Origin of the sequence: Gracilimonas sp. (genome assembly GCF_031581265.1) — a bacterium.
GTDB lineage: Bacteria > Bacteroidota > Rhodothermia > Balneolales > Balneolaceae > Gracilimonas.
Map to the genome: position 1 here is coordinate 1 of NZ_JAVLBQ010000053.1, position 13,354 is coordinate 13,354.

Sequence of the window (13,354 nt, forward strand, 5' to 3'; positions counted from 1 at the left end):
ATAATACTTGTTAACCATTGTATAGCAATATGTTACAAACAATCATAACATGCTATACTTCATAAGACCCTAAACTATTTTTAACAACCCTATTTTTAGCTGTTTCAGGGCTGTTTTTAGTTAACGCTGCTGCCATTAGTAGTAGTGGAACTAATTGTAAGCATTGTGGTAGTATTGATGCATGCTACAATGGTGATCCTAATACACAAATGGGATATGAAACTTGTAAAATCGTATCTGGAACCCGTCCATGTCAAGTTTCTGGATATGGGTTATGCACGCCTGATCCAGAATAGAAAATACATTTCTCTAAATAGTAATAAAATCTACTATAGCTTATGCTGTAGTAGATTTTCACTTAAGTAAAAGGTATGCGTGCAATAATTATTTTAATTTTTTTTGTCCCTTCTGTCTATTCTGTAGCACAGGAAAAGCTTATTCAAGAAGAACCTGTACAGTTTGAGTATAATTTAAAGTTATCAGAGGATACTGGAAATTATTTTTTTAGTGAGATTTCTGCCGTTGTATCTAATAGTAAAGGGGATATCTATATAGCCGATGGTAAACAAAGTAAAATATTAGTTTTTGATAAATCTGGGAGTTTTAAGTTCAGTTTTGGACGGGCTGGCAGGGGACCGGGAGAGTTTACTGAAGTTACATCTATGACTCTATTGCCGGATGATGAAATTCTGATTTTCGATTATTTCCAGTTTCGGTTTACCAAGTATGATGCTGAGGGAAATTTGATTGCAACCAAGGTGATAGAGAAAGAAATTAAGCCTAATTATATGAGACATGTACCGGGTAAGGGAATAGTTCTTTTTTATAGAAGTCTTGATGCTTTGCGGGGAGAGGTCAATCATAACGAAGACTATTTAATTCATATTTTTGATGAGGATTTAAATGAAATTGAATCAGAATTGGTGCCTGTTTCACATACTATTGATACCTCTCAACCTTTTGAGTTGTTTTTTGTAGGGGGAGTTTTTACAAGTAGTTTTACTACTACGGATTCTACACTAACGTTAGCTCCTTTCTTTTATAGGGGGAAAGTTTTGCAATATTCACTTGAAACAAACAAACTTAAAAGAGTATTTAATGGATATACAGCGACAAGTAAAACGTATGTTGAATATGATAATTACAAGGATGTACTTGGTAAAGGAATGATTGCAAATTCCGCTGTTTATGGCAAGCTTCATGGTATCATGAATAATGAAAGTATGGGTATATTTAAGAAGAGTAATGGAGATTACTTGCATATTAGCCTGTTAAGCATAGAGGATAAGCAACATCTGTATACGCAATTATTTGATGAAGATACCGGAGAATTGAAAGCTCGTGGTCCTGTAACTAACTTGGAAGCCGGTTTACTGGATAACGGTTTTTATCAAAGGGTGTTATTTTATTGGATGGATCAAAAAGATCAACTTTACGTAATAGTAATGGGCCAAAACGGAGATTACCTTCTAAGGGTGGCATGGAAATAATATTTTCACTTTAGGAATGATAGTACCACAAATTAGCAACTATCCGTCCAATCCGCTTCATTCGCGTTCAATTACCCATTTCGAATTATGCCTCTACATCGTTCCTTTAATCCGTAACCGGATAAAATTCAGCAAATTATTTTGGAAGCTGAATTCATTTTATTACTATAGAGGTAGTAAAATAGTGGGTGAAGATGATTATGAAATACCATTCCTTTTTAATTTTTCTGAGATCAATAATAATCGCTTTGGCAGCTTGCCAAATGGAAGGCGAGAACGAACAGCTTTAGAAAGCACGACATGAGAATACTCAAAAAGGCATTTTTGTTAATTTTTCTCTTTTTAGGGTGCTCAGGTGAGGAAGTACAAGAAAAAAAAGAGGTCGATGAAGAGCTAAACGAAATCAACCAATCGGATACTGAGTATCCAGAAGACGATTCTTCCAACAGTAATGTATCCATTAAAAAGATAGCGTTTGAAGAAGAATATCGTTTCGATTTCAGTGACGAAGTTTTAGTGAGCTATATAGCAACAATTGCGGTAGATGATCAAAAACGACTATTCGTAGCAGATATTGATCAAGCAACCGTTCATGTCTTCAGGCCTGAAGGGGATTACCTAACTTCCCTCGGACAGCGCGGTAGGGGCCCGGGAGAATTTAGTGCTATAACTCCTAATACCTTTATGAAAATTCATTCGAATCGAATTTATATCACGGATGGATCTTACCAAGTCAGGGCACATGTCTATCAGCTGAACGACTTGTCTTTTTCCCACACAATGAAGCTTATCCCTGAAAACCAGGATGATTACAAGGAGCTGGAAGGGTATTACCCAAGGCGGATTTTTCCTCTGAATGATGGAGTGTTTCTGGTGGCTTATCACCAGTTACGTGGTGAATATAAGGATGCCACAAGCTTCATCCGTTATATGACCCAGGACAGCACCGGGGTCATAGTTTCCGGACCAATTTTGGAACAGAAAGACCTTACCAATTCGGTTTATCGTTATCCAAATGGAAATACAGGTATGACTACTTTCCCCTTTTACAGCAAGTCGCTGCTTACCGTATCTGAAGAGAGTTATATATATGCAGTTAATAACACCGAGGAATTTGAGATCGATATTCATAGTACCGACGGCAAACATATACACACCTTCCAACATCCATTTGAAAATATATTATTTAACAAAAATAAAGTAATGAATCGCTATGAAAGGACAAATTACCTGTCCCAGCTCGGAGAAGGGGTGGCCCTAAAAATGATTCGGGAGGCCGATAACCTTCCAGAAACCTGGCCTGCCCTGGAAGATATGTTTGTTGATGATGAAAACAACCTGTGGGTATCCACAATTGTAGAAGATTTTGAAATCTATGAATGGTGGGTACTTGAAGAGTCAGGTGAGGTGATTGCCAAATTTGAGTGGCCAAGGGATAAGCCGATTGAAGTCATAAGAAACGGTTACATCTATACCCGAGAAACCAATGAAAAGACCGGGATTGAAGAAGTCGTGCGGTATCGGATTGAGTTGGAAGAATTGTAAAATCGCGTTTTCTGAATGAAAAAAATTCCCTTTTTATCACCAATATGATCAAATGAAATACATCCCAATTTACTTGCATATGGTAGCGAAATATCACCGGAGAAAAACACTATGAGTTATTTAGAAAGGAAAAAAGCTTTTCAAAGCATCATGGTTTTGTTGATGCTCATAGCGGGTGCATCAAGCACAATAGTAGCCCAAAGTTTAGAAGAAAAAATATCAACCAAGGGGAGTGATTATTCATCCCCTGCGCAAACAATAGATTTTACGCACAGTAATATCTTTGGTACCAATAATGAAGTTGTTGTTGGTACAATAAGTGCAATCGCGATTGATAAAAATAACCGGGTTCTCATTAAAGACAGCGATGCGGTTACTATTCATATTTTTGAGCCGGATGGCAGTTATCTGAAATCTATAGGTAGAGAGGGAAGAGGACCGGGGGAGTTTTCTCCCAATTCAACAATGACACCAATCTTGATTGACTCAGACTTACTATACGTTTTAGATGGGTCTTCAAATGCAGCATACAGAGTGAGTGTCTTCAATTTGGAAGACGATTCGTATCAAAAAACCATTCAATTAATGGCCTATAATAGGTCTGAGTTCGAGATTCTTAAAGGATATATGCCTCAAAAAATAATTCCTGTTAATAGCGATACTTTGATAGTTGCCTATTATCAGATGCAAAAGAATCCGGCTATGAATAAGAATATGGTATACTATGTACCTCAAAATTATTCAGGAGAAATCGTATCTGAGCCGATTCTGACACAAAGTGATGTTCGGTATCTTTCCTATCTCGTTAAAGGTGATGAAACCCTTTTTAGCGCAGTTCATGCTTTTCCATTTTTTCAAAAACCACTTTTTGCAGTTTCTAACGAGGGGAATATATATTTGACTCGAAGCGATAAATTTAGAATCGAGGTTTATAATACATCCGGGGATCATCTAAGTACAATACAACATCCATTTCAAAACAAGCCTTTAGATATTGAAAGTCTAAAAGAGTACTATGAGGAAACGAATTATATGTCGGGATATGGAGAAGGGGTAGTGGTAAAAATGCTGGAACAGGCTGAGGACCTGCCGGATAAATGGCCGTCCCTCAGAAAAATGTTTTTTGATGATGAAAACCGGCTATGGGTTTCCACAATTATTGATGATACAGACTATTACGGATGGTGGATTATGGAGGCTTCGGGAAAAGTAATTTCAAAATTTATCTGGCCCAGAGACAAATACATCAAAGCAGTTAGAAACGGGTACTTATATACCAAAGAAGAAGATCCTGAAACCGGGGAAAGTTTTGTACATCGTTATAAAATAGAATTTGGGGAATAGTGCATATGGCTCTCTTCCTCAACGTCTCAAAGTGAATGGATGGACGAGCCTCTGGTTCAAAATGTTGAATTGAAGTTATTGCTCGAAAACTGGAACTGGCGGTTCATAATAGGGGTAAAAGAGTGTGGCAGATCGATAGTTCGCTACGACGCGGAGCGATCGTAGCGAGTAATACAGGGTAAAAATTTGGAGTAAATAATAATCCCGGAGGGATGCCCGAATATAGCCACGTGGCTTTAGCCCGTGGCAGAAGTAGAAGAACACGATACACAAACCTCCGCCCGGAATGTTTTAATGCATTGATGGTGATCGGAGGTTGGGCAACCAAACTGCTTTGCGAAGCAAAAGCATGGAAATGAGGATTAATATATATTGCATCAATTAATTATTGTGAGAATTAATCTACATATGAAATGAGGATGGCTAAACCAAGCCTGGGGTTATTTTTACTATTTGTCTTTTTGGTAGGATGTAATTCCTCCAATGAACAGTACGGGTATGAACAAGAGAATTTTGATGAGACAACCAAGGTATATGAAATTGATACAGAACCTGAATACCAAATTCATTTTGACAAAACAGCTTTTCCAAAGGATCTGAAAAAACTGAAGCCCGTTAATATTGGTGGTATTGCAGCGGATGAAGCCGGGAATGTATTTTTTCTGGATAGTGATAAAAGAAGAATCCTGAAGGTTGATAAGAATGGCTATTATCAGGCCTCAAATGGAAGGGAGGGCAATGGTCCGGGGGAGTTTATTGCTACACCAAAAATCAGGGTAGTCAATGATACATTATTTGCATTTGCCCCAATGTTGCGCCGGATTACGGTGTTTTCGACCGACTCATTACAAGTGTTGGATACGTACACCCCTTATCCAAAGGGTAAAAAAGACGTTCAAGAACTCAATGGATTTGATTTGTCCATGATTTATTTTACGAAAAATGCACAGTTACTCGCACAATTCAATGAACCCATTTTTTCCAATCCTGCCCATAAAAGCTACAACGCGGATAGCTTGTTCTCTAAGTTTGCCTTGATGAACAAAGATGGGAATTTTTTATCTGGGGTTATTTTAGAGCAGCGTGGTAAAGAATATTTGACAGTGAAAAGCGGTTGTCAAATAAAAATTTCAGCCGCACCTTTTTTGTCTCAGCCTTTATTTATTACTTCCGATGATGGGGATATTATACTGGCATCCAGCCGGTCATTTTTGATCAATGTGTATGACTTTAAGGGTACTCTAAAAAATTCATTCTTCTATCCACTGGAACGACTAAAAATAAACCATGAAGAAGTTTTAGAAGAACAAAAGAAGGCGTTTGAAGCGGAAATGATGGATGAATCGCTCATTAAGATCTGGGAATGTGTATATAAAAAAGCACAAAAACCTGAATATTGGCCTGTACTTGAAGAGATGGTCGTTGATGATAACAAACGACTTTGGGTGGAAACCAGAACCAACGATCCCAATAAAAACACGTGGTGGGTGGTGGATATGGAGGGAACCCTTCATGCAAAATTTGACTGGCCCGTTCAGGAGGAGATCCAGCTTATAAAAGGGGACTACTTGTATGCCACGAAGGTTACTAATGAAAATGAAGAATTGATGAGATATAGGATAGAGCTGGAAGAACGATAATGCCTCAGTTTCAAATTAGAGAACAGGGCTATTTTAAAAACACTAATCAAATAACTACCATGAAAATTTTTCCAAGGATAGTGTATTGCTCCCTTATGATGCTATTCATCATTAATTGCAGTGAAGAGAGATATCAACCTTTGCCGCAAACAGAATTTTTCGGAAATCACCCAAACATAAACAATTTCGAATCTATTGGGGAAGCGGACTCAGAAATCACCTTTAGTGGGCGGGTGCCATTTGGAATTACATCCGATGAAGTGTTCTATAGATATCTCTTCAGGATGGCGGTAGATGACTCGGGAAGAGTATACCTGAATAATGATCGTATTCAGGTATATAACCCTGATGGAAGCCACCTCAGAAGCATAGGAAAAAAAGGAAGCGGACCGGGTGAGTTCCAGGTTATACATAACTACCGCATTAAGAATAACAAGCTGTATGTATATGATGCGCTGGGATTTCGATTGTCGATATTTTCATTAGATGATTTTTCACTTGAAAAAGAAATTCCATTGCAATCGCCAAAAGGGTTGAGAGGATTTGGTGAATTTCATGTATACCAAAATGGAAATATGTTAGCAGGCTTTGAGCGTATGAAAAAAAGTGTTTCAAAGACGGTAATAAAACCGGATGAGTACATGCATTACTACGTAATTGATAATGAGGGAAATCTGTCAAATACACTTTCCTATAAAACTACGATTGAAGGACACTATGCATTTGAAACGGATAGGATGCGCGCTTCGGGACAAATTCCGCACGACCGCACTACGTTAATGGCCATGGATGAAGATGACAGGCTATATATGCTATGGACCGATGACCTTGCAATTAAAACATATACTCCTGATGGTAAGGCATTAAACGGCATCTATTACCCCATTGAAAATGCAGCGATGCAGGAAATCACAACAAGGGAGATTATTTACAGGGAAATTGAGGAAGCATACCCAACATCATATCCGGCAGTGAAGTCGTTTTTGGTAGATGATAAGGGACACATTTGGGTTGCCACGATTCCGGAAAATCAGGAGAAGTACAATTGGCTGGTATTGAATGATACCGGAGAAATTTTAGCCACATTTTCCTTGCCAAGAAATAAAATGATTTACGTGGTCAAAAATAATCATGCATATACCATTGAAATTGGCGAGAACAGGGAGTACAAAGCTTACAGCTATAACATATCCTGGCAAAAGTAGGTATCTGAGGCCAAGTATTGGAGCCGGAGGTTTGTAGCGAGGATAAAATCCAAGCAGGAATCATTTAAAATTGGTATTTAGCAGATGGCTTAGTATTATTTATATAGTATTTAAGTAATGTAGATTCTTGCCGTAATTCAACATATAAATAATTGAGTAGGGTACATTGAAATCACTTATTAAAATGAAAACACTATCTATATTAATATTAATTGTACTTACCGGCTGTACATCTCAGGAACCACCTGAAGTTTTTGAATTTGACGGGCTTGATAACGTACAGGTATTTCCATCTGAAGCCTCATTGGATACCCTTTTGCTGACAAAAGATAAAACGTTCGGCGACACAGAAGATGTTCTTTTTGCTTCGATGGGAATGTTTACTGTTGACGATTCAGGACGGGTTTACATAGCTGACGTGGGTTGGGGTTCCAGGTCGCTTCATGTCTTCAACCCTGATGGTTCATACCTTAAAAAAATAGCCGGTGAAGGAAGAGGTCCGGCTGAATTCTTGAGTTTAAGCAATTTACAATATCATTCCGGGCGGATCTTATTTTATGACAGCCAGCTGCAACGAATAATGATATACTCTACCACCTCCTTAAAACCCATAAAAACAGTTTTAACAGATTCTCAGAAATGGCAGGACATGGAGGTATTTCAGGGAAACGCTCCCATGAATACTATTTGGAATCGGGTACTACAGTTGTTGCGGCTTTTGAGCTACCACCAAGTTTAGATAATGGTGGGATTCGGAAAAAACAATATTACAGGTTAAATACTGATCTAAAGATAATGTCTGAAGAATTGGCTGAACTTGATGCAGCACGTTTTGTTTTTTCTAATTCAGAAAAGAAAATCGGGGATATAGTAACAAGGGCTATGAAACAATTTCCATTTTTTGAGCGACATTTTTTTATCCCGGGACAAAGCAAAAACTTTTACACAGTTGATAGTCGCGAATTTCTGATTAAAAAATTCGATAGCCTGGGAAATTATATGAGCGCATTTTATCACTCCTATGTTTCACCTGAGGTTTCGCGAGAATAAGCCTTGAAATCAGCAAACGAAATGACCGAAAGCATAGCTGAGCAAGTTGAACTACCGGGAACCTGGCCGGTTGTTAATTCTATTTTCCTGGATGATGAACATAGATTTTGGGTTTCTACCATTACCAAAAGTGATGAATATTTTCAATGGTGGGTTTTGGAAGAAACAGGCGAGATTATTGCGAGATTCAAATGGCCGGGTGTTCGATAACAACACCCGGCTAGTCTCGAAAATCATGTGATCGTTAAAGATGGATATTTTTATCAGCGTGAAGAAAATGATAAGAGTAACCAAGCCTCGATTGTTCGCTACAAAATAGAATTCTTAGAAAGAGAAGATGAGAAGTAAGAGAATTCGGTAATAATAAAAAAGTAAATGGATTTCTATTCCACTAAAAAAGGAAGGAGATTTCTAATTTCATTTCATGTATAAATACATCTTAATTGCACTCATTATTTGCGTACAGCTTTCTTCTATTACCTCTTGTACTGAAAAAAATAGTCAAGAAAAATTGTCGGGATCAGACGATAGTTCAGTACCGGCTCATATTCGTGCCATAGAAAATGTACGGGTCTTTGATCAAAAAGAGCAGTTGACTCCTGTTCATGATATCCGATTTAGCTTTGAGCAAACGTTTGGTTCTACCGATAGTGTTCTTGTAATGGTGGGTGGGTCAGATCGCGGCTTGATTGTAGACCGTTTTGATAAGGTATTTATCAGGGATAATAAAAATCATCAAATACATGTCTTTGATGGTCAGGGTGAATATGTGAAAGGGGTGGGCAGGCCAGGCCGCGGACCCTCAGAGTTCTTAAGTATACACCGATTAGATGAAAATGATACGCTTATATACGCAAGGGATGCTATGCAGTACAAGCTGAATGTGTTTTCAATGGAGTCCTTGGAGTTTGTTAAAAGCATATCGACAGATCCGAAAGCCATTACCGGTTATGAAGAACTCACAGGTTATGTATTAAGGGGGTATTATGTCAGGAATGATGGGACTCTTCTTGTATTTTTTGAACCATCACTCAATATAGAAGATCCTTTAGAAAGCAGAGAAAAATACAAAACAAAATATTACCTGCTGAATGAGAATTGGGAGATCATTTCTGATTTGATTTATGAACACGAAAGTTATTTTGGAGTCAATCATTCTTTCCAGGGAAGGATGCATTACGGTATCACGTTCCCTTTTGACCGGAAGACATTAACCACGATCTCAAAAACAAATAACGATATCATCTCTGCCTGGACGGACGAGTTTTTGATCAAAGTGTATGATGAGGGCGGGAACTACAAACGCGCTATCTACTACCCATACGAAAATGCTTTAATTGATCGTGAGGCATTAATTGAACGCTATGATTTTGGATATGAACATGCGTTTTTTAATACATTAAAAACCATGGAAATGCCTGAGACCTGGCCGGCTCTGGAGTCCATATTTGTGGATGATGAAGACCGGATGTGGGTAAAGACCATTGTGCATGATCAGAGCAAATACCAATATTGGGTATTGGATTACTCGGGAGAGCTTTTGGCACGATTTACATGGCCCCGGGATAAACGACTCGAATACGTGCGAAATGGATATGTGTATACTTGGGAAAATACGGAAGAAGAGAGAGTGGTTAACAAGTATGAGATAATATTTGAATCTTGATTCTATAAATAATCTGTCTGGATTGACATGAAAGTTCACTACGTCGCGGAGCGATCGTAGCGAGTATAAACTTTTCCGTGATTATCCGCCCAATCTGCATCATCTGCGTTCCATTCCTAAAGTACCTATCGAGCTTCCATTCCTATGCCTCCACCAACTCCCCAAAATCCACATCCAGCATCTCACTTAAAATCTCTTTGCTTTTGGAGGTGTCGATATGCGCACCCATTTTCATCAATATATTATAGAGTCCCAGGTGGACGCGCGTGGTATATAAGAAGTGCTGAGAACCTCGTGGTTCATTTCCGATGGGGGCATCCTTGGTGAAATATTTGATGGTGTTTCGGTATTCTTCATCCCCAAAATCAAAGACCTCATATTTATAAGGTTCTGCAAATGTCTTTCCGTAGTTGCGGGCAAAGTTGAAATAGCGTTCCTCATTTTCGGGCGTATCCGAATCAGGATTGATGACTTTTAGTTTTTCATACAGCTCGCGAATGGCCTCTTCGTCATCCTTGAGATGAGTGGGCAGCAATCGGAGGTAGTTTATGAAAAATTCTTTGGGGAATTTCTTCACGCATCCAAAGTCGATGACGCCGAGTTTGCCATCGTAAGTAAAAAAGAAATTACCGGGGTGCGTGTCGGCATGTACATAATCCATATCCTGAATTTGCCGGTGAAAGAAATCCCATAACAATTGCCCGAAATGATTTCGTGTCTCCTGGTCGGGATCTTCCTTCAGGAATTCTCCTAAATGACGACCTTCCAAATAGGTCATGCAAAGAACTTTATCAGTAGAAAACTCCTCCACCCATTCCGGTATCTCAATATTGAGTCCGCCAAAACGCTCCCGAAACAAATCAATCTGTTTGCCCTCCTTTATGTAATCAGTCTCATCGAGTAACGTCTGTTTGACTTCATCAAAATACGGGTCAATATCTGCCCCTTTCTTCACAATGCGCTTGACCAAAATTTTAGCCAATCCCAGGTCCGAATCAATAGTCTCCCGAACATTGGGATACTGAATTTTAATCGCCACTTGGCGACCGTCTTTCAATTCTGCTTTGTGAACCTGTCCAATGGAGGCTGCAGCAAAAGCTTCAGACTCAAAATTGCTAAAAAGTTGTTCCGGGTAAGCCCCAAGTTCTCTCTTTATGATAGACCGTACCAATGCTTTATTTATAGGGGGGACCGAATATTGGGCCTGGGTCATGACCTCAGTAAATTCTTCAGGGAGAAACCCCTGGTCCATGCTCATTCCTTGAGCAATCTTGAGTGCGGTTCCGCGAAGCTTAGTAAATTCTTTGAAAACCTCTTTAGCATTTTCAGAGTGGAAATCACCATCTGAGGCCCCGTTCTCTTTTCCGGATTTTTTACGCAAATAACGTTTCGCATAATTTGTACCAACCTTAATACCGGTTTTGGCAATCCTGCTGCCACGCTCAAACTTTGATGATGGAAAATCTTTACTCATTTAGGTAATGTTAAATTTTGAATTCTTAAATGTTAAATGCGATTGCTCATTTAACATTCAACATTGAGCATTTAAAATTAATCAGAATTATTATTGGCCTCGTTTTCTTCTTCATCCTCGATTTCAATTTCTACTTCCTCTTCAGGCTCATCCTCAAACCAGCTCGAAACCCAATCGTTAAAATCTTCCACTTGTCTGCGGAACCCAAAAGCACTCAAAGAGTATTTAGCTAAATCAAATCCTTTGTCCACTATCGTGGAATAGACAAGCTCCTCAATAAATCCGGTGATTTTATCGGTGAGGGCGAAAGTGCGTTCGCGATCATCACTGTCATCCTGCAGCCAAAATTTAATAAGGTATAAGAATTGTGTTTTCAGGGAAGCGTAGAATAAGTCGCCCATAAAAAAGCCGGCACTTGTGGCGATGTTTCCATCCGTAGTGAAGAAGTCTTTGAATAGGTCTTTGATCTCTTGCTGAAACTCACTTTTTGAAGTACATGTCCATTCGTATTTTTCGAAGGTATCTTCCACAAACTCCCGGCGCTCATCCATCATATCAAACAGAGTAAACGCAAAGTTGGAGAGTTTCTCACTGATGGTATAGGACTCGAAGTCTTCAATCTCACCGATCATGGCACGATAGCGAATCACCAATGATGGATAGTAGAATTTCAGAAGGGCCTTTTTGTTCGGGAAAAGCGAATAGATTTCAGAGGCCGTCTTTCCGGTTTTCTTCGTTAAATTTGGGATCGAAAATTTGTCCTCTATATATAGGTCTATTGCTGCTTCCGTGAGCTCAATCTTGGTGTTTAGTTTTTCTGTGTTCATGGCTTTTATTTAATTCACTGATAAAACGAATGTAGAAAGCTTTCAGTTCGTTGATACGATATAAATTGAAAATTTGTTTTGATTAGTTACTTTTGAGCGATTTCTAAATTAAAATCCTATATGTCTGAAAATAAACCATCCATGGCTCAGCGAGATACCTTGTTTCTGAGTCTTGCCGGCGTTTTTATTACAGCCTTAGTTCTGGGCAATGTAATAGGTACTACTAAATTTGTGACTTTATTTACTATTGATATGCCCGGTTGGCTTCAGGCTATTACCCCCTCAATTGTCCGAGACGGTAGTATATATACGATGAGCGTGCCTGTTGGTGTGCTAGCTTATCCTGTTACTTTTTTAGCAACCGATCTTATTTCAGAATTGTTTGGAAGAAAGAAAGCACAACTCGTGGTATGGGTTGGATTCTTTTTGAATTTTTTCATGCTCTTGGTGATGTCGGTTGGGCATTGGCTTCCCAACACCGGTGGGGTGAGCGGAGGGTTGCCTCTTTTTGAAGGTGTCTACGAATTTATGGTGGGGAATACCATCGCAAGTATGATTGCATACCTTACTGCACAAACGGTAGATGTTCGTCTGTTTCATTTTTGGAAAAACTTAACAGGTGGAAAGCATTTATGGTTAAGAAATAATGCATCAACAATGTTTAGCCAACTTGTAGATTCCACCGCAATTTTGAGCATTTTGTATTTAGCCGGCAACCTCGGAGATAACGTAAATTCTGTGGCCACGCTCATTATCCTCATTTTGAATTCCTATTTGTTTAAATTTTTCTTTGCACTTTTTGATACTCCGCTCTTTTATTTGGGTGTGAAGTTTCTTAGGCACTACGATGAAGACCCTTCAGGGCACTCATTATACGATTCTGAATAGCACAGAAGTTCAGCCAAAAAATGAGAAATTTATTTTAAAAAATACTTGCGGTGTATAGGGTTCAGCCCCTATCTTTGTAATCCTTTCAAGGAAACGAAAATCGCTGACCAAACAGAAGTTTAGTCAGCATTTTTTTTCGCTGAAAGTTTTGTTCTTAGACATAATGAAGTATAGATCAGATTGTTTGTGCGAGCGAGAGCTTGTTCAATTCTTTGATGCATTAAT

The 13,354-nt window shown here is 38.8% G+C and carries 12 protein-coding genes; 10 read left to right on the forward strand and 2 right to left on the reverse strand.

Features of this window, described 5'->3' with window-relative positions; genetic code table 11:
• The first annotated feature begins 371 nt into the window (after positions 1-371).
• From RI561_RS13350 to RI561_RS13390, 9 genes are all read left to right on the forward strand, one after another.
• On the forward strand, positions 372-1,490 hold the full coding sequence (locus RI561_RS13350) for a 6-bladed beta-propeller (protein ID WP_395080743.1): 1,119 nt from the start codon (positions 372-374) through the stop codon (positions 1,488-1,490).
• Between the two features lie 300 nt (positions 1,491-1,790).
• Positions 1,791-3,035, forward strand: a complete 1,245-nt coding sequence (locus RI561_RS13355; protein ID WP_395080744.1) for a 6-bladed beta-propeller — start codon at positions 1,791-1,793, stop codon at positions 3,033-3,035.
• A gap of 111 nt (positions 3,036-3,146) precedes the next feature.
• A complete protein-coding gene (locus tag RI561_RS13360; protein WP_395080745.1) occupies positions 3,147-4,379 on the forward strand; it encodes a 6-bladed beta-propeller in 1,233 nt (410 codons plus the stop codon).
• 419 nt (positions 4,380-4,798) lie between these two features.
• The gene (locus RI561_RS13365; protein WP_395080746.1) at positions 4,799-6,019 is read left to right on the forward strand and encodes a hypothetical protein; all 1,221 of its coding nucleotides are present in this window, start codon (positions 4,799-4,801) and stop codon (positions 6,017-6,019) included.
• A gap of 59 nt (positions 6,020-6,078) precedes the next feature.
• On the forward strand, positions 6,079-7,224 hold the full coding sequence (locus tag RI561_RS13370; protein ID WP_395080747.1) for a 6-bladed beta-propeller: 1,146 nt from the start codon (positions 6,079-6,081) through the stop codon (positions 7,222-7,224).
• Positions 7,225-7,408: 184 nt separating this feature from the next.
• Complete coding sequence (locus RI561_RS13375) at positions 7,409-7,963, forward strand: 6-bladed beta-propeller (RefSeq protein WP_395080748.1); 555 nt, start codon at positions 7,409-7,411, stop codon at positions 7,961-7,963.
• 56 nt (positions 7,964-8,019) lie between these two features.
• Positions 8,020-8,274 (forward strand): hypothetical protein, encoded by a 255-nt coding sequence (locus RI561_RS13380; RefSeq protein ID WP_395080749.1) that lies wholly within the window; start codon positions 8,020-8,022, stop codon positions 8,272-8,274.
• 21 nt (positions 8,275-8,295) lie between these two features.
• Complete coding sequence (locus RI561_RS13385) at positions 8,296-8,484, forward strand: hypothetical protein (RefSeq protein WP_395080750.1); 189 nt, start codon at positions 8,296-8,298, stop codon at positions 8,482-8,484.
• Positions 8,485-8,698: 214 nt separating this feature from the next.
• The gene (locus RI561_RS13390) at positions 8,699-9,940 is read left to right on the forward strand and encodes a 6-bladed beta-propeller (RefSeq protein WP_395080751.1); all 1,242 of its coding nucleotides are present in this window, start codon (positions 8,699-8,701) and stop codon (positions 9,938-9,940) included.
• Between the two features lie 142 nt (positions 9,941-10,082).
• Here the strand turns inward: RI561_RS13390 and RI561_RS13395 are convergent, their stop codons facing one another.
• Positions 10,083-11,414: an ABC1 kinase family protein gene (locus RI561_RS13395; protein ID WP_395080752.1), complete on the reverse strand. Its 1,332-nt coding sequence runs from the start codon at positions 11,412-11,414 to the stop codon at positions 10,083-10,085.
• A gap of 77 nt (positions 11,415-11,491) precedes the next feature.
• Entirely contained in the window at positions 11,492-12,241 is a 750-nt protein-coding gene (locus RI561_RS13400; RefSeq protein WP_395080753.1) for a hypothetical protein, read from the reverse strand.
• A gap of 120 nt (positions 12,242-12,361) precedes the next feature.
• Between RI561_RS13400 and RI561_RS13405 the strand changes: the two genes are divergently transcribed.
• Entirely contained in the window at positions 12,362-13,129 is a 768-nt protein-coding gene (locus RI561_RS13405) for a queuosine precursor transporter (RefSeq protein WP_395080754.1), read from the forward strand.
• Positions 13,130-13,354: the final 225 nt, after the last annotated feature.